18 protein-coding genes are annotated in these 15,904 nt (G+C 74.6%); 9 read left to right on the forward strand and 9 right to left on the reverse strand.

Annotation, left to right across the window (positions count from 1 at the left end; translation table 11 throughout):
• The first annotated feature begins 2 nt into the window (after positions 1-2).
• The 5 genes from DMP17_RS38115 to DMP17_RS38135 all read left to right on the forward strand — a co-directional run bounded on the left by DMP17_RS38115 (position 3) and on the right by DMP17_RS38135 (position 5,036).
• The gene (locus DMP17_RS38115) at positions 3-1,385 is read left to right on the forward strand and encodes a PucR family transcriptional regulator (RefSeq protein ID WP_226350522.1); all 1,383 of its coding nucleotides are present in this window, start codon (positions 3-5) and stop codon (positions 1,383-1,385) included.
• A gap of 141 nt (positions 1,386-1,526) precedes the next feature.
• Entirely contained in the window at positions 1,527-2,450 is a 924-nt protein-coding gene (locus DMP17_RS38120) for an ACP S-malonyltransferase (RefSeq protein WP_100878358.1), read from the forward strand.
• A 5-nt stretch (positions 2,451-2,455) separates the two neighbouring features.
• Positions 2,456-3,436, forward strand: coding sequence for a beta-ketoacyl-ACP synthase III (locus DMP17_RS38125; RefSeq protein WP_337832062.1), 981 nt, complete (start codon positions 2,456-2,458; stop codon positions 3,434-3,436).
• A 54-nt stretch (positions 3,437-3,490) separates the two neighbouring features.
• A complete protein-coding gene (locus DMP17_RS38130; protein ID WP_020623056.1) occupies positions 3,491-3,733 on the forward strand; it encodes an acyl carrier protein in 243 nt (80 codons plus the stop codon).
• Between the two features lie 55 nt (positions 3,734-3,788).
• On the forward strand, positions 3,789-5,036 hold the full coding sequence (locus DMP17_RS38135) for a beta-ketoacyl-[acyl-carrier-protein] synthase family protein (protein WP_226350520.1): 1,248 nt from the start codon (positions 3,789-3,791) through the stop codon (positions 5,034-5,036).
• A 42-nt stretch (positions 5,037-5,078) separates the two neighbouring features.
• On the opposite strand, the gene DMP17_RS38140 is transcribed toward DMP17_RS38135, so the two are convergent.
• From DMP17_RS38140 to DMP17_RS38150, 3 genes are all read right to left on the reverse strand, one after another.
• Positions 5,079-5,624, reverse strand: a complete 546-nt coding sequence (locus DMP17_RS38140) for a hypothetical protein (protein ID WP_226350519.1) — start codon at positions 5,622-5,624, stop codon at positions 5,079-5,081.
• A gap of 44 nt (positions 5,625-5,668) precedes the next feature.
• Positions 5,669-6,160 (reverse strand): DUF3145 domain-containing protein, encoded by a 492-nt coding sequence (locus tag DMP17_RS38145; protein ID WP_043277342.1) that lies wholly within the window; start codon positions 6,158-6,160, stop codon positions 5,669-5,671.
• A 225-nt stretch (positions 6,161-6,385) separates the two neighbouring features.
• Positions 6,386-7,462 carry an MBL fold metallo-hydrolase gene (locus tag DMP17_RS38150; RefSeq protein WP_337832063.1) on the reverse strand — a complete coding sequence of 359 codons (1,077 nt, stop codon included), beginning with the start codon at positions 7,460-7,462 and terminating at the stop codon, positions 6,386-6,388.
• A 230-nt stretch (positions 7,463-7,692) separates the two neighbouring features.
• Here DMP17_RS38150 and DMP17_RS38155 point away from each other — a divergent pair, with 230 nt between their 5' ends.
• From DMP17_RS38155 to DMP17_RS38165, 3 genes are read left to right on the forward strand one after another with little or no spacing between them, the layout of a single operon-like run.
• On the forward strand, positions 7,693-7,905 hold the full coding sequence (locus tag DMP17_RS38155; RefSeq protein WP_020623051.1) for a helix-turn-helix domain-containing protein: 213 nt from the start codon (positions 7,693-7,695) through the stop codon (positions 7,903-7,905).
• Positions 7,906-7,919: 14 nt separating this feature from the next.
• Positions 7,920-8,672, forward strand: coding sequence for a methyltransferase domain-containing protein (locus tag DMP17_RS38160; RefSeq protein WP_226350517.1), 753 nt, complete (start codon positions 7,920-7,922; stop codon positions 8,670-8,672).
• 46 nt (positions 8,673-8,718) lie between these two features.
• The gene (locus DMP17_RS38165) at positions 8,719-8,955 is read left to right on the forward strand and encodes a hypothetical protein (protein ID WP_226350516.1); all 237 of its coding nucleotides are present in this window, start codon (positions 8,719-8,721) and stop codon (positions 8,953-8,955) included.
• 4 nt (positions 8,956-8,959) lie between these two features.
• Here DMP17_RS38165 and DMP17_RS38170 read toward each other — a convergent pair whose 3' ends face one another.
• A complete protein-coding gene (locus tag DMP17_RS38170; protein WP_226350515.1) occupies positions 8,960-9,430 on the reverse strand; it encodes an NUDIX domain-containing protein in 471 nt (156 codons plus the stop codon).
• Positions 9,431-9,507: 77 nt separating this feature from the next.
• Here DMP17_RS38170 and DMP17_RS38175 point away from each other — a divergent pair, with 77 nt between their 5' ends.
• Positions 9,508-10,515 carry an alpha/beta fold hydrolase gene (locus DMP17_RS38175; RefSeq protein WP_226350511.1) on the forward strand — a complete coding sequence of 336 codons (1,008 nt, stop codon included), beginning with the start codon at positions 9,508-9,510 and terminating at the stop codon, positions 10,513-10,515.
• Positions 10,516-10,529: 14 nt separating this feature from the next.
• Here the strand turns inward: DMP17_RS38175 and DMP17_RS38180 are convergent, their stop codons facing one another.
• The 5 genes from DMP17_RS38180 to DMP17_RS38195 all read right to left on the reverse strand — a co-directional run bounded on the left by DMP17_RS38180 (position 10,530) and on the right by DMP17_RS38195 (position 15,852).
• Positions 10,530-11,171 carry a hypothetical protein gene (locus DMP17_RS38180; RefSeq protein WP_226350510.1) on the reverse strand — a complete coding sequence of 214 codons (642 nt, stop codon included), beginning with the start codon at positions 11,169-11,171 and terminating at the stop codon, positions 10,530-10,532.
• A gap of 80 nt (positions 11,172-11,251) precedes the next feature.
• Entirely contained in the window at positions 11,252-13,141 is a 1,890-nt protein-coding gene (locus DMP17_RS38185; RefSeq protein WP_443217941.1) for a vitamin B12-dependent ribonucleotide reductase, read from the reverse strand.
• Positions 13,138-14,112: a hypothetical protein gene (locus DMP17_RS46565; RefSeq protein WP_443217942.1), complete on the reverse strand. Its 975-nt coding sequence runs from the start codon at positions 14,110-14,112 to the stop codon at positions 13,138-13,140. The genes DMP17_RS38185 and DMP17_RS46565 overlap by 4 nt, the downstream gene beginning before the upstream one ends.
• Before the next feature lie 94 nt (positions 14,113-14,206).
• Positions 14,207-14,698 carry a transcriptional regulator NrdR gene (nrdR, locus tag DMP17_RS38190; protein WP_062396654.1) on the reverse strand — a complete coding sequence of 164 codons (492 nt, stop codon included), beginning with the start codon at positions 14,696-14,698 and terminating at the stop codon, positions 14,207-14,209.
• Positions 14,699-15,207: 509 nt separating this feature from the next.
• Entirely contained in the window at positions 15,208-15,852 is a 645-nt protein-coding gene (locus DMP17_RS38195; RefSeq protein WP_337832064.1) for a hypothetical protein, read from the reverse strand.
• Between the last annotated feature and the right edge of the window lie 52 nt (positions 15,853-15,904).

Here is a 15,904-nt window from a genome sequence, read left to right on the forward strand (position 1 = left end):
TCATGCTGCCCGACGTGCACCGCCACCCGGTCGCGGACGCGACGTTGCGCCGCCTCGAGCTCGCCTCGTCCCGGCTGGCCGCGGCCTGCCTGGCGGAGATGGAGCGGCGCTGCCCGTGGTTCGCGGGGCTGCCCGCCGACCAGCGCGCGGGCGTGGCCCTGGTGACCCAGACCGGCGTCGCGAACTTCGTGTCCTGGCTGCGCGAGCCCGACCGCACCACCCCGCTCACCGCCGAGGCGTTCCGGATCGCGCCGCGCGACCTGGCCCGGCGGATCAGCCTGCGCCAGACCGTCGAGCTGGTCCGCATCGCCGCGGACGTGTTCGAGGAGCACCTGCCCCCGCTCGCCGACGACGGCACCGAGCGTCACGAGCTCACCGAGGCCGTGCTGCGCTTCGGCCGGGAGATCGCCTTCGCCGCCGCCACCGTGTACGCCGGCGCCGCGGAGTCCCGCGGCGCCTGGGACGCCCGGCTGGAGGCACTCGTCGTCGACGCCGTGCTGCGTGGTGACACCGACGGCGCGCTCGTGTCCCGGGCCGCGGCGCTCGGCTGGGACCCCGCCGCCCCGGTGCACTGCCTGGTCGGCTCCGCCCCCGGCTCCGGCCCCGAGTCCCCGCAGCTGATCGTGGAGCTGCGCCGGGTCGCCGCGCGGCTCGGCCACGACGTGCTCGTCGGCGTCCAGGGGCGACGGCTGGTGGTCCTGCTGCACCTGACCGGGCGGCCCGCGCGCCGGGTCGCCGACCGGCTCGCCGAGACCACCTCGGCGCGTCCGGCGCCGACCGGGCCCGGGCCGGCGCCGGGGACAAGCGCGGTCACCGCGCGGGTGCTCGCCGAGGTCGCGGCGCACTTCGGGCCCGGACCGGTCGTCTCCGGCCCGCCCAGCACCGACCTGGCCACCGCGGGCGCCGCCGTCGCCGAGGCACTGGCCGGGCTGGCCGCGGCCCCCGGCCACCCCGACGCCCCGCGCCCGGTCGACGCCGCCGACCTGCTGCCCGAGCGCGCCCTGCACGGCGACCCGGCCGCGCGGCGCCGGCTCGCCGAGGACGTCCTCGCCCCGCTGCACGACACCGGTGGCGAGCTGCTGCGCACCCTGGCCGCGTACCTGGAGGGCGGGGCGAGCCTGGAGGGCTGCGCCCGCGCGCTCTACGTGCACCCCAACACGGTGCGCTACCGCCTGCGCCGCATCGGCGAGCTCGTCGGGCGCTCCCCCACCGACCCGCGGGAGGCGTTCGTGCTGCGCGCCGCGCTCGTCGCGGACCGCACCGCCCGCGCGTCCGACGGCCCGGCCGTCGCCGCGCACACCCCGCTGACTCCTCTGGACCCGACCGGGGAGCATGATCAGGAGGTCGACGGCGTCCGTGTCCCGGTGGGCGGGGCGTTGTCGTGAACCCTACAAACACCGGCCCCTACGGATCGGTAACGAGGCCCCGGTCACACCTGCGGTTCGTAGGTTTCCTACAACTTCGGTGGTCCGACTTCGTCGTAACCGGTATCCCGGCGCCGCCCCCGAGAGGTGTGTGATGTCCCCGTGATCGCCCTGCTCGCACCCGGCCAGGGGGCCCAGACCCCCGGCATGCTCGCTCCGTGGCTGGAGGACCCGGCCGCGGCGGAGGCCGTGGCCGGCTGGTCCGACGCCGTCGGGCTCGACCTGGCGCGTCTCGGCACCACCGCCGACGCCGAGGAGATCACCGACACCGCGGTCACCCAGCCGTTGATCGTCACCCTGGGCCTGCTGGCCGCGCGGCGCCTGCGCGAGCGGGTCGAGCTGCCGTCCGGGACCGTCGTCGCCGGGCACTCGATCGGCGAGATCACCGCCTGCGCGATCGCGGGCGTGCTGACCGAGGACGCCGCCGTCGCCCTCGCCGGGGTCCGCGGCCGTGAGATGGCCGCCGCCTGCGCCGTCGCGCCGACCTCGATGGCCGCCGTGCTCGGCGGCGAGGAGGAGGTCGTGCTGGCCCGCCTCGCCGAGCTGGGGCTCGACCCGGCCAACCGCAACGGGGCGGGCCAGATCGTCGCCGCCGGGGCGAAGGAGGCGATCACCGAGCTCGTCGCGTCGCCGCCGGAGAAGGCGCGGGTCAAGGAGCTCCCGGTCGCCGGGGCGTTCCACACCGCGCACATGGAGCCCGCGCGTGCCGCGCTGGAGAGCCACGCGTCGTCGGTGCCGGTGTCGGACCCGACGCTCACGCTGCTGTCCAACGCCGACGGCGGGACCGTCGACACCGGCGCCGAGGCGCTGCGTCGGCTCGTCGCGCAGGTCACCCGGCCGGTCCGCTGGGACGCCTGCATGCAGACCCTCGCCGACCGCGGGACCGGCGCGACCCTCGAGCTGCCCCCGGGCGCGACGCTGACCGGGCTGGTCAAGCGCGCGGTCAAGGGCACCCCGACGCTGGCACTCAAGACCCCCGAGCAGCTCGACGCCGCCGTCGATCTGATCTCCGAGCACGGGAAGTGAGCCCCATGCGAGCGACCCCGACCGTCGCCGGGGCCCGGTTCCTGGGCCTCGGCAGCTGGCAGCCCGAGCACGTGGTCACCAACGCCGACCTGGAGAAGCGGGTCGAGACCGACGACGCGTGGATCCGCAGCCGCGTGGGGATCGCCGAGCGCCGGATCGCCGACGCCGACACCTCGCTGACGTCCATGGCGACGGCGGCCGGGGCGGCGGCGCTGACCGACGCCGGCTTCGATCCGGCCGGGCTCGACGCCGTGATCGTCGCGACCTGCACGATGCCCAACCCGATCCCGAACGCCGCCGCCCAGGTGGCGACCGGCCTGGGCGCCACCGGCGTCGCCGCGTTCGACCTCAACGCCGCCTGCGCCGGCTTCAGCTACGCCACCGCCGTCGCCTCGGACATGATCCGCGCCGGTTCGGCCCGGCACGTGCTGGTCATCGGCGCCGAGAAGCTCTCGGACTGGGTCGACTGGGACGACCGCTCGACCTGCATCATCTTCGCCGACGGCGCGGGCGCCGCCCTGCTCGGACCGGCGGACGGCGAGGACGAGGTGGGCGTCGGCCCGGTCAGCTGGGGCAGCGCGGGCGACCACGCGTCGACCATCCGGGTCCTCGGCGAGACGACGAACAAGCTGCACCAGGAGGGCCAGGCGGTCTTCCGGTGGGCGACGACGGCGATCTCCCCCGTCGCGCTGGACGCGATCGAGCGGGCCGGGCTCACCCCCGCCGACATCGACGTGCTCATCCCGCACCAGGCGAACCTGCGCATCGTCGAGGCGATCGCGAAGAAGCTGCGCCGCCACGGCGCCCGGGAGGACATGGTCGTCGCCGACGACATCGTGCACTCCGGCAACACCTCGTCCGCGTCCATCCCGATGGCGCTGGACCACATGCGCACGGCCGGCCGGGTACGGTCCGGCGACGTGCTGCTCCTCGTAGGCTTCGGCGCAGGACTGTCCTACGCCGGACAGGTCGTCATCTGCCCCTGACGGGGCACCCGAGACCTGGCACCCGCACCCAACCACCGCGCAAGGAGAACCATCGTGGCTGACAACGCCGAGATCCTCACCGGGCTGGCCGAAATCGTCGAGGAGGTCGCCGGCATCGACACCGCCGAGGTGACCCCCGAGAAGTCCTTCGTGGACGACCTGGACATCGACTCGCTGTCGATGGTGGAGATCGCCGTGCAGGCCGAGGACAAGTTCGGCGCCAAGATCCCGGACGACCAGCTCGCCGAGCTGAAGACCGTCGGCGACGCCGTCGACTTCATCGCCAAGCACCAGTGATCCGTACCGGCGGGCACGCACCGGTAGCGCTGTCCGCCGGGGAGAAGGAGACGTCATGACCGACGGAGTGGTCGTCACCGGTTTCGGGGCCACCACCCCGCTCGGCGGGGACGCCGCCTCCACCTGGGAGGCGCTGCTCGCCGGGAAGTCCGGGGTGGGAACCACCCGGGCCGACTGGACCGAGCGGTTCGACCTGCCGGTGTCCATCTCGGCCCAGCTCGCCGTGGAGCCCACCGAGGTCCTGCCCCGCGTGCAGGCCCGCCGGATGGACCGGTGCGAGCAGGTCGCGATGGTCGCTGCCAAGGAGGCCTGGGCGCACGCCGGGCTCGGCGCGATCCCCGGCGAGGACGGGGCCGCGGTCGAGGCCGAGCGGCTCGCCGTCGTCATCGGCGCGGGCATCGGCGGCGCGCCGACGCTGCTCGCGCAGGACGACCTGCTCGAGGAGCACGGGCTGCGCAAGGTCTCGCCGCTGACCGTGCCGATGCTCATGCCCAACGGGCCGGCCGCGCTGGTGAGCCTGGAGTACAAGGCCAAGGGCGGGGTGCACTCCCCCGCCTCGGCGTGCGCCACCGGCGCCGAGGCACTGGCCTGGGCCTACAAGCTGCTGCGCGACGGGGAGGTCGACGTCGTCCTCGCGGGCGGCGCCGAGTCCTGCATCGTGCCGATCACCGTGGCCGGGTTCGTGCAGTCGCGGACCCTGTCCACCCGCAACGACGACCCGGAGCGCGCCTCCCGGCCGTTCGACACCGGGCGGGACGGCTTCGTCCTCGGCGAGGGCTCGGGTGTGCTCGTGCTCGAGCGCGAGGAGTTCGCGAAGGCCCGCGGCGCCACCGTGCACGGCCGCCTCGCCGGGATCGGTCTGACGTCCGACGCGTACCACATCACCGGGCCCGACCCCGAGGGCGAGGGCCAGATCCGGGCGATGCAGAAGGCGGTGGCCGGGGCCGGTCTGACCGCCTCCGACATCGTCCACGTCAACTGCCACGCCACCTCCACGGTGGTCGGCGACGTGGGCGAGGCGACCGCCGTGAAGCGGGCGTTCGGCGACCACCCGGTGCTGACCGCGCCGAAGTCGGCGCTCGGGCACCTCGTGGGCGGGGCCGGGGCCGTCGAGGGGATCATCGCGCTGCTCAGCGTGCGCGACGACATCGTCCCCGCGACGCTCAACCTGACCGACAAGGACCCGAAGGTCGAGCTGGACGTCGTCTCCGGTGAGCCGCGGAAGATGATCGTGGACGCCGCCGTCAACAACTCGTTCGGCTTCGGCGGGCACAACGCCTCGCTGGTGTTCACCAAGGCCTGACGGTTCCGTGCGGGTCCCCGGCCGGGGGCCCGCACGGCCCGCTCAGCAGGGGGCGCGCAGGATCCCGTCGGGGTTGCCGACGTCCATCCGCGGCGGCGAGCCCGCCATCGGGAAGGCGACCTGCCAGCAGATCCGGCCGACGTGCAGGCCGGGCGGGCCGTCGTTCGGATCCTGGACGCTGATGAAGCGCACCAGGGCGAGCACACCGCCGCCGGTCGCGGAGTCGATCCGGTCGATGCGGATGGTGCCGTCGGTGGTGGAGCCGATCCCCTCCAGCCACGTCTCGCGGGGCTGCCGGTCGGCGGTCTCGGGGTTCACCACGCGGGTCCAGGTCGCGTGGTCGCGGCCGTTGACCGCGTTGAAGTAGAGCTGCACCTGCTGCATCACCAGCTGGGCGGCCGGATGCTCGGCCGCGCCCGCGCTGATGGTCACCTCACTGCTGCCCGCGCCGCTGTCGGGCACGGTCTGCGGCGCGGAGGCGGGGGCGACGCCGGAACGGGTCGTCCCGGACACCGTCCACGCGACACCGCCGACGGCCACGAGCGCCACCAGCAGCACGCCGACCGTGATCGCGGCCCGGCCGTTCATTCCTCGCCCCCCATGGGACGACAGTCTGCCCGGCCCGGCTCGGCTCAGCCGACCCGGTGGGTCAGCAGCGTCACCGCCGCGCCGTCGCCGGCGAAGCGGAAGGACTCCAGCTCGTCGTCCCAGGCCGTGCCCAGCAGCTGGTCGAGACGCCGGGACAGCCCGGCGCCGCCGTGCTCGGCCATGACCGTGCGCAGCTGGTCCTCGGGCAGCACGACGTCACCGTTGGCGCTGGTGCGTCCGTGCCACATGCCGAGGCCGGGGACGTGCATGAACCGCTCCCCGTCCACGCCGGGGCTCGGTTCCTCGGTCACCTCGAACCGCAGCATCGACCAGGCCCTCAGCGCCCCCGCGAGAGCCCCGCCGCTGCCGGCGGGACCGCTCCAGGTGCACTCGGCCCGCATCTGACCGGACGCCACCGGCTGCGCGGACCACTCGAGGGAGACCCGCGTTCCGAGAACGCCCGAGAGCGCCCACTCGACGTGCGGACAGACCGCAGTCGGCGACGAGTGGACGAACACCACTCCGCGTGTGCTCACTGCCAACCTCCGCTGTCGTCGACGAGGATCGTCTTCCCCTACGTCCTCGGCGCAGCGCGGCCGGTGCTCGGACCCGCGGTACAGATGTGCTGGGTGTGGGTGTGGTGACCTCCGTGGCGTGAGTGGACTTCGGTGGCCTCACTCTGCCCGATTCCGCTCCGGGGAGCCACCCCGACACGACGACCGGGTGAACGGCGCCCGGCGTGTCGCGGCCCGGCGCGCGGGTCAGGCGGTGTAGGTGGCGACGGCGACCCCGGTGGCGGCGTCGGGAACCTCGGTCCGGCGCAGCTCCCCGAGGTCGGCGAGCACGTCGAGGTGCGCCCCGGTCTCCAGGACCGCGAGGGTCCGGTTGAACAGGTCCATGTCCTCCAGCCGGTGTTCCCGCCGGGTCCAGCGCAGGACCCGGGCGACGGCGTCGGCCGTCGGGTGGCCCGCGGCGACGGCGTCGCGGCACTGGGCGAGCCGGACGTCGTGGTGGGCCAGCAGCTCGTCGGTGCGGGCGTGCGCGCTGCCGCCGACCGGGCCGTGCGCGGGCAGGAGGGTCGCGTCCGGCCGGGACCGGACCAGGCGCAGCGAGTCGAGGAACTGCCCGAGCGGGCTCGCCACCGGCGACGGCTGCAGGCCGATCGACGGGGTGATGCGGGGCAGCACGTGGTCCCCGGCGAACAGCAGCTCGTGGGCCTCGTCGGCGAACACGAGGTGCCCGCGGGTGTGCCCCGGGGTCTCCACGGCGGTCAGCGTGCGGGTGCCCGCCGGGTCGGCGACGGCGATGGCGGCGCGGTCGGCGATCCACTCGTCGGGGGCCTCCCACTCCTCGGGGAGCGGACGCGGCCACGGCCCGGCCCGGCCGAGCTCGTCGACGAGGCCGGCGGCACCGGCACGCAGCAGCCGGGTCCGGTCGGGCTCGCCCTGCGGGCGGTCGGGATCGGTGATGATCTCCAGGTTGGGCCGCTCCCCCGCGCCGAGCAGCACCCGGGTGCCGTACTCGCGGCGCAGCACCGCGGCCAGGGTGTAGTGGTCGCGGTGGGCGTGGGTGACCAGGAAGCGACGGACGTCGCCGAAACCGGAGCCCAGCGCGGCCAGCGCCTTGCCGAGCAGGTCGCGGGCCTCGTCGATCGCCCAGCCGGAGTCGATCAGGGTCCAGCCCGTGTCGTCGGCGAGTGCGTAGACGTTCACGGCGCGCAGCCCGTCCTGGGGCAGTGGCAACGGGATCCGGTAGACGCCGGGGGCGCTGCGGAACACGCCCGGCGCGGTCCAGTCGCCGTCCGGGTCGTCATCGGTCACGGTGGGAGCGGCGGTCACCTCCCGACGATAGATGACCGCACACGGGCGTCCGGGCCCGCGGCACCCTCCACGGGGTCACATCATCACCCCGCGTGTCCGGACGGACACCGAGAGCCGACAGTTTCCGGACAGTCCACCCGAGGGTGGGACATGTTCGCACCGGGAGGGTGGCCCGATCCGCGCTACCGTCCCTGCGTTCGGTGATCAGAGGTCGACCTGGGGGCGGGTCGGCGAAGGAGGGGCGCAGCATGGCGGCAGGGATCCCGGAGCAACGGTCCGGGCAGGACGCGCCGTTCCTCACCGTGGCGGAGGTGGCGGACCGGATGCGGGTCTCCCGGATGACGGTGTACCGGCTGGTGCACTCCGGGGAGCTTCCCGCGGTGCGCTTCGGGCGCTCGTTCCGTGTACCACCCGAGTCGGTGGAGGCGTTGATCGAGTCGGCGCGCTACACCGGCGGGTGAGACACGGAGCCGGAATGCTGCCGGTCGACGCCGCGAGCGCGCGGCGGGTCGCGGACACCTACGACACCGCCGAGGCCCGCACCGAACGGGAGCGGACCCTGGAGCTGCTGGGTCCGCGGGCCGGGGAGCAGATCCTGGTCGTCGGGACCGGACCGGGACAGCTGCTCGACGAGGTCGCCCGGGCCGTCGGTCCGGGCGCCACGGGTGTCGACCCGGACCCGGTGATGGTGACGCTGGCGCGACGCCGGTGCGGCACCCGGGCCGTCGTCACCCAGCGCGCACTGGCCGGTCCGGGCTCGCTGCCCGGCGGGCCGTACGACGCGGTGGCCTGCCTGCAGGTGCTGGAGTTCCTCGAGGACCTGCCGACGGCCGTCGCCGAGCTGTACCGGGTCCTGCGCCCGGGCGGGCGGCTGCTGGTCCTGGACACGGACTGGACCTCGCTGCACTGGCCCGGGCCCGGGCAGGACCGGCACCGCCGCGTCCGCGACGCGTGGTGCACCACGGTGCCGCGGTCGCGGCTGCCCTACGAGCTGGGCCCGCTGCTGCAGCGCGCCGGGTTCGACGGGGAGTGGACGCGCAGGATGCCGATGCGCGGGCCGGCCTCCACCGGCTACGGCGCCGCGCTGCGGGAGATGGTCGCCGACGCCGCGCCGGGTCGGTGCGGGCTCACCCGGGCCGACGTCGACGCGTGGGCGTCGGGCGTCGCGTCCTGCGGCGACGAGCCGTTCTCGGTGGACCGCTGGTTCCTGGGCGCCGTCCGGCCCTGACCCGGCGGGCGTGGCGCGCGGGGCGCCGGTCGGGCAGCATCGCGGCGTGGGCTCCCCGTCGTCGCAGACACCGATCACCGCGCGGGTGAGGATCGGGCAGCAGCCCGACTTCGTCCGCCTGTTCCAGACGCTGCCCCGGGCCGGCGAGTGGGTCAACTTCGCCCCGCCCGGCCGGGGGCGCGACGACTACGAGGTCGACTGGGTGCTGCACTGGGCGATCGACCCCGACGACACCGACAGCCCGGACGTCACCGTCGAGATCCAGCTCGTCGACCCGGAGTAGGCCGCTACCGGAAGCCGTGGCTGCGGACCGCGGCGACGCCGCCGTCGCGCAGGGCGTCGAGCACCGCGCGTTCGTGCGGGACCGTGTCGGCGGGCAGGTCGGCGAGGGCGAACCAGTCCAGGCCCGCGGTCTTCCCGTCCTCGGCGCGGCGTGGCTCGCCGGTCCAGCGGCGGCAGGTGAAGAAGAAGTCGACGCGTTCGTCGACCGGGTTCCCGTTGCGCTGGGTGCGGTGCACCGCGGTCAGCGGGACGAGGTCGGCGGGGTCGACGGTGACGCCGAGCTCCTCGTGGGCCTCGCGCACCGCGGCGGCGGCCGCGTCCTCGCCCGCCTCGACGTGCCCGGCCGCGGCGGCGGCCCAGTGGCCGTCCATGAACCCGGTTCCGGCGCGCAGCTGGAGCAGCACCTCGGTGCGGTCACCGGTGCCGCGCAGCAGCAGGACGTAGGACGCCGGGACGACCCGGTAGCGCTCGCTCACGCCGTCGACCCTAGGTGCCGTACCGCCGTTCGCCGACGGCAACACCGAGGTAACCCGGCGGTCCTACCGTCGGGCGGATGGCGGCCCCCACCTCGCGCCCGGCACCGGTCGGCGACCGGCTCGGTGTCGTGCCGCCGCGGGACTCGGAGCTGCGGTTCCGCACCGTGCACGGCTACCGGCGGGCGTTCCGGGTGGCCGGCTCCGGGCCCGCGGTCGTGCTCGTGCACGGGATCGGCGACAGCTCGGCCACGTGGGAGGCGGTGTTCCCCGCACTGGCCCGGCGGCATCTGGTGATCGCCCCGGACCTGCTCGGGCACGGGCACTCGGACAAGCCGCGCGCCGACTACTCCGTCGCCGCCTACGCCAACGGGGTCCGCGACCTGCTCGGAGTCCTCGGGGTGCCCCGCGCGACGCTGGTGGGGCACTCGCTCGGCGGCGGCGTCGCCATGCAGTTCGCCTACCAGTACCCCGAACGCACCGAGCGTCTCGTGCTGGTCGGGACCGGCGGGGCGGGTCCGGACGTGACGCCGCTGCTGCGCGCGGTGAGCCTGCCCGGCGCGCACGCGGTGCTGGCGGCCTCGCAGCTGCCACTGCTGCGGTGGCAGCTCGGGTGGGCCGTCGACGCGCTGCGCCTGGTCGGGGCCGACCTCGGCCGCGACGCCGCCGACCTGCTCCGGCTGGTCGACGCGCTGCCCGACGCGACGTCGCGGACGGCGTTCATCCGGACGCTGCGCGCCGTCGTCGACTGGCGCGGGCAGGTGGTGACCATGCTCGACCGCTGCTACCTGACCCGCGGGATGCCGACGATGCTCGTGTGGGGCGCCCGGGACGCCGTCGTACCGCTGGCGCACGCGCGCACCGCGCACGCCGCGATGCCGGGCAGCAGGCTGGAGGTCTTCGACGACGCCGGGCACTTCCCGCACCACAGCGACCCGGCCCGGTTCGTCGGGGTGCTGGAGGAGTTCCTGGGGTCCACCGACCCGGCGCGGTGGAGCCCGGAGCAGTGGCGTCAGCTGCTGCGCTGCCCCGCTCCCCCGCCCGCCGGCGTCGCCGGGGCGCGGCCGGGACCGGTCTCAGCGACCTGACCCCGGGCCCGGGGTCAGAACACGAACCCCAGCCAGGTGCCGGCACAGCCGTGGCAGGCGCCGTGCGTCGTCGCGGCCCGGTGCACCGGGCGCAGGCAGATCACGCAGTGGGTGAGCCGGCGCCGGGCCCGGCGCAGCAGACCGTCACGCACCTGGCGGACGGCGAGCCCGGCGTCGCCGTCGGGGTCGTCGCAGCCGGGCAGGACGGGTACCTCCACCGCGTCCGCCGGGTCCAGCACCGGGAGGTGGCCGTCCCAGCGTGGTTCCGGGCGGGCCAGCAGCACCGGACCGGCCGGGTCGAACCCGAGCATCAGCTGCGGCGGCTCCCCCGCGACGAACCAGGCCACCGGGTCCGGCGTCGCGCCGGGCGGGAGGAGCCCCGCCGAGCGCAGGTCCGCGTCGGTCCAGCCGCCGCGACGCAGGTCGGCCGGGGTGAGCCCGAAGTGCCGCAGCCCGTCGGCGGGCAGGTCGAGCTCGCGCAGCTCCGCCGGGGACGGGACGCCGACGTAGACGGTGCCGCGCTCCCCCGCCGGCTCCGCGACGGGCCCGGTGTCGTGGCCGTCCGCGGCGCGCCACGGGGCGGCGACGAGCACGGCGAGCACCCGCGGGTCGACGCCGAGGCGCCCGGCCACCTCCGCGGTGCGGTCCTCGGTCACGTGGTCCCCGATCCCTGCCTGCACCACACGCGCCGGGGCGGCTCCGGTGTCGGAGCCGCCCCGGTGTGGTGCGGTGTCGTTCAGCTGCAGCCGCTGGTGGAGCCGCAGCCCTCGCAGAGGTAGCAGGATCCGGCGGGGCGCATCTTCGTCCCGCAGGTCATGCACAGCGGTGCGTCGGCGGCCTTGCCCAGACGCAGCTCGAGCAGCTCGGTGGAGCTGCCGACCTCGACCGGGGCCGGATCGACACCGGCCTCCTTGCGCTCCTCGGTCGTCGGCACGGAGGAGCGGAACTCCTCCATGTCGAGCTTCTCGCCGGTGCCGTAGTCGTTCTCGACCTGGGCGGACCGCTCGTCGGAGGAGAAGATGCCCAGCTGGGCGCGCTTCTCGTACGGCAGGTGGTCCAGTGCCAGGCGGCGGAACAGGTAGTCCAGCACCGAGGTCGCGATCCGGACGTCCGGGTCGTCGGTCATCCCGGCCGGCTCGAAGCGCAGGTTGGAGAACTTCGAGACGTAGAACTCCAGCGGGATGCCGTACTGCAGACCCACCGAGATCGACATCGAGAAGGCGTCCATCACGCCGGCCAGGGTCGAGCCCTGCTTGCCGAGCTTGACGAAGATCTCGCCGAGGCCGTCGTCGGGGTAGCTGCCGGCGGTGAGGTAGCCCTCGGCGCCACCGACGGTGAACGACACGGTCTCGCTGGGCCGCTTCTTCGGCAGCCGCTTGCGGACCGGCCGCTGCTCGACGACGACGTGCTTCTCCGGCTCGGCGTCGGCCTTCTTGTCGCCGCCCTTGCCCGCGGACAGCGGCTGGCCGACCTTGCAGTTGTCGCGGTAGATCGCCAGGGCCTTGAGGCCGAGGCGCCACCCCTCGAGGTAGATCCGCTCGACGTCCTCGACGCTCGCCCGCTCGGGCATGTTGACCGTCTTGGAGATGGCGCCGGACAGGAACGGCTGCGCGGCGGCCATCATGCGGACGTGGCCCATCGGGGCGATCGTCCGGTCGCCCATGGCGCAGTCGAACACCTCGTAGTGCTCGGGCTTCATGCCCGGGGCGTCGACCACGTGGCCGTGCTCGGCGACGTACTCGACGATCGCCTCGGCCTGCTCGGCCTGGTAGCCGAGGTTGTCCAGGGCGCGGCGCACCGACTGGTTGACGATCTGCATGGAGCCGCCGCCGACCAGCTTCTTGAACTTGACCAGCGCCAGGTCCGGCTCGATGCCGGTCGTGTCGCAGTCCATCATCAGGCCGATCGTGCCGGTCGGGGCCAGCACCGACGCCTGCGCGTTGCGCCAGCCGTTGACCTGGCCGATCTCCTGGCACTGCTTCCAGACCTCGGTGGCGAGCTTCTGCACCGGGGTGCTGGAGGCGAAGGTGCGGATGCGGTCGTTCTCCGCGGCGTGCTTGCGGACGACGCGCTGGTGGGACTCGGCGTTGCGGGCGTAGCCCTCGTACGGGCCGACGACGCCGGCGAGCTCGGCGGAGCGCTTGTACGCGGCACCGGTCATCAGCGAGGTGATGGACCCGGCGAGCGCGCGGCCGCCCTCGGAGTCGTAGGCGTGGCCGGTCGCCATGAGCAGCGCGCCGAGGTTGGCGTAGCCGATGCCCAGCTGGCGGAACCGGCGCGTGGTGTCGGCGATCGGCTCGGTCGGGAAGTCCGCGAAGCAGATCGAGATGTCCATCGCGGTGATGATCAGCTCGACGGCCTTGGCGAAGGTCTCGGCGTCGAACCGGTCGTCGGAGTCGAGGAACTTCAGCAGGTTCAGCGACGCCAGGTTGCAGCTGGAGTTGTCCAGGTGCATGTACTCCGAGCACGGGTTCGACGCGCTGATCCGCCCCGACTCCGGGGTGGTGTGCCAGTCGTTGATCGTGCCGTCGTACTGGATGCCGGGGTCGGCGCAGTTCCAGGCCGCCTCGGCGATGCCGCGGAACAGCTTGCGGGCGTCGACGCGCTCGATGACCTCACCGGTCATGCGGGCACGCAGACCGAAGTCGGTGCCCCCTCGACGGCGCGCATGAACTCGTCGGTGACGCGGACGGAGTTGTTGGCGTTCTGGTACTGCACCGAGGTGATGTCGGAGCCGCCCAGGTCCATGTCGAAGCCGGCGTCGCGCAGGACGCGGACCTTGGCCTCTTCCTTGGCCTTGGTCTCGACGAACTCCTCGATGTCGGGGTGGTCGACGTCGAGGACGACCATCTTCGCCGCGCGCCGGGTGGCGCCGCCGGACTTGATGGTGCCCGCGGAGGCGTCGGCACCGCGCATGAACGAGACCGGGCCCGAGGCGGTGCCGCCGGAGGACAGCAGCTCCTTCGACGAGCGGATGCGCGAGAGGTTCAGGCCGGCACCGGAGCCGCCCTTGAAGATCAGGCCCTCCTCGCGGTACCAGTTCAGGATCGACTCCATGGTGTCGTCGACCGAGAGGATGAAGCAGGCGCTGACCTGCTGCGGGCTGGCGGTGCCGACGTTGAACCACACCGGCGAGTTGAAGCTGAACACCTGGTGGATCAGCATCCAGGTCAGCTCGTGGTCGAAGATCTCGGCGTCGCCGTCGGTGGCGAAGTAGCCGTGCTCGAGACCGGCCCGCTTGTAGGTGCCGACGACCCGCTCGACGAGCTGCTTGAGGCTGGACTCACGGGTGTCCGAGCCCACCGCGCCGCGGAAGTACTTGCTGGTGACGATGTTGGTGGCGTTGACCGACCAGCTGCGCGGGAACTCGACGCCGCGCTGCTCGAAGTTGACGGTGCCGTCGCGCCAGTTCGTCATGACGACGTCGCGGCGCTCCCACTCCACCTCCTCGTAGGGGTGGACCCCTTCGGTGGTGAAGACACGCTGCACGGTCAGGCCGGGCGCGCGCTTGGCGCCGGTCTTCCCGCGGCCACGCGACGGCTTGGCCGCCGCGCTCTCACCGGTGTCTGTCGTCGGGCCCCCGACGGTCTCGGTCATGAACTGCCTCCGCACATCCGACGCTTCTCCGCCCGCACGCTGGGGTGCGCGGACGGCTCTCTTCCCTGTACGACCGGCGACGACGACGCGCCGCTCAGCCGTCCGGGTGGTGGCCGGCCTCGTCGTCGGCTGCTTCCCCGGCAGCCGCCGAACGCAGGTCGGCGATCTCCTTCTCGAAGTCCTCGATGGAGGAGAAGGACCGATAGACACTCGCGAACCGCAGGTACGCGACCTCGTCGAGCTCACGCAGCGGCCCGAGGATCGCCAGCCCGACCTCGTGGCTGGGAAGCTCCGCCGCCCCGCGCGCCCGCACCGTCTCCTCGACCCGGTGGGCGAGCTGTTGCAGGTCGTCCTCGTCGACCGGCCGGCCCTGGCACGCCCGCCGAACCCCGCCGACGACCTTCTGCCGGCTGAAGGGTTCGGTCACCCCGCTGCGCTTGACGACGGCGAGCACGGCCTCCTCGACCGTGGTGAACCGTCGTCCGCACGAGGTGCAGGACCGGCGCCGGCGGGTGCATGTCCCGTCGTCGGCGGTCCGGGAGTCGATCACGCGGGAGTCCGGGTGTCGGCAGAACGGGCAGCGCATGGACGCTCACACCCCTCTTCCGTGACGTTCCGGAAACTCTCCGCAGCGATCAGTCCCCCCAACCAGTGGCGGAACGACACCAATGTAACCCCTACATCTAGGGGTACGCCATCCCGGGGCCCACGCCACGCCGAGCTTCGCCCGATCGGGATCCGAGCCTCGCACACCACGTTCCGCGACCGGTCCGTCGCCGACGATCATGGAGCGGGGCATCGGCGCTGGTGGCGCCGAGGAACGTCGCGGGCGGCGCCGTCCGTCGCGCCGCAGGGACCGCGACCGGCGGCCACCCGATGCGGGGACACGCCCTGCGGACGCGCCCGGCGGCACGTCGCCGACTCCTCCGACGACATCCCGGCGACCGCGCCCCGACACCCGTGCGCCATCCCCGCGCACGCCGTCACCCGATGCCACGCCGACACGGCGTCCGCCGCTCCGCACCGTCACCACCTCGGACCGCCCCGCCGCGCGGCGCACAGCCGTGCGCGCCCCGGGCGCGGCGCCGGCCGAGGTCAGCGCACGGCGCCGACCGACGGCACGGCGGCCGCGGGGGCGTTCCAGCCCGCCGCCGCGTCGCCCAGTAGCCCGAGCGCCACCACCGCGGTCGTCGCGCACAGCAGGGCCGCGACCCCGGTGAGGAACCGCTCCAGGCGACCGCGGGCGCGGCTGCGGGCCGGGCGCGGGCGCGCCGGGACCAGGCAGCGCCGGGACGGCGGACGGACGGTGCGCGGTGCCGGCACGGCCACCGACCGCGTACGGGCCGGCGCCGCGGCCGGTGCGGGCCGCGTCAGGGTCGCCGTCGCCCCCGGGGCCGGGGCCGCGGTGGTGCAGCGGGGCGTCCGGACGGCGACGTTCGGACCGCCGGCGGGACCGGCCCCCGAGGGACCGGGCACCGGGGCGCGCCGGGAACGGGCGGCGGGATGGCGGGCGACCGACTCGGTCAGCGCGCGCTCGTGCGCCCCGTGGGCGGCCCACCGGTGGGCCGCGCGGGCGGCGGCCGACGAGCCGGCACCGGCCGCACCGGCGACGCCGTCGGCGGCCCGCACCCGCTCCCGGGCGGCGCGCCGGGCGCGCGAGGTGGGGGTGCCGGGCGCCGGGGCGCCGGTCAGGCAGCCGACCGCGCCGTGGTCGCGGATCCGCTCGTCGAGCTCTCGCATGGTTCCTCCTGCCGTCGGACCGCCCGTCCCCCGGGCGGTCTCGTCTCCCCCG

It is taken from the genome of Pseudonocardia sp. TMWB2A, assembly GCF_017312135.1.

Excerpts from the sequence above, each read along its gene's own strand:
- DMP17_RS38125 (WP_337832062.1), top strand. The coding sequence starts at position 2,456 with ATGCGAGCGACCCCGACCGTCGCCGGGGCCCGGTTCCTGGGCCTCGGC.
- DMP17_RS38155 (WP_020623051.1), top strand. The coding sequence starts at position 7,693 with ATGGCGGCAGGGATCCCGGAGCAACGGTCCGGGCAGGACGCGCCGTTC.
- DMP17_RS38175 (WP_226350511.1), top strand. The coding sequence starts at position 9,508 with ATGGCGGCCCCCACCTCGCGCCCGGCACCGGTCGGCGACCGGCTCGGT.
- DMP17_RS38185 (WP_443217941.1), bottom strand. The coding sequence starts at position 13,141 with ATGACCGGTGAGGTCATCGAGCGCGTCGACGCCCGCAAGCTGTTCCGC.
- DMP17_RS38140 (WP_226350519.1), bottom strand. The coding sequence starts at position 5,624 with ATGAACGGCCGGGCCGCGATCACGGTCGGCGTGCTGCTGGTGGCGCTC.
- DMP17_RS38135 (WP_226350520.1), top strand. The coding sequence starts at position 3,789 with ATGACCGACGGAGTGGTCGTCACCGGTTTCGGGGCCACCACCCCGCTC.
- DMP17_RS38160 (WP_226350517.1), top strand. The coding sequence starts at position 7,920 with ATGCTGCCGGTCGACGCCGCGAGCGCGCGGCGGGTCGCGGACACCTAC.
- DMP17_RS38115 (WP_226350522.1), top strand. The coding sequence starts at position 3 with ATGCTGCCCGACGTGCACCGCCACCCGGTCGCGGACGCGACGTTGCGC.
- DMP17_RS38195 (WP_337832064.1), bottom strand. The coding sequence starts at position 15,852 with ATGCGAGAGCTCGACGAGCGGATCCGCGACCACGGCGCGGTCGGCTGC.
- nrdR (WP_062396654.1), bottom strand. The coding sequence starts at position 14,698 with ATGCGCTGCCCGTTCTGCCGACACCCGGACTCCCGCGTGATCGACTCC.
- DMP17_RS46565 (WP_443217942.1), bottom strand. The coding sequence starts at position 14,112 with ATGACCGAGACCGTCGGGGGCCCGACGACAGACACCGGTGAGAGCGCG.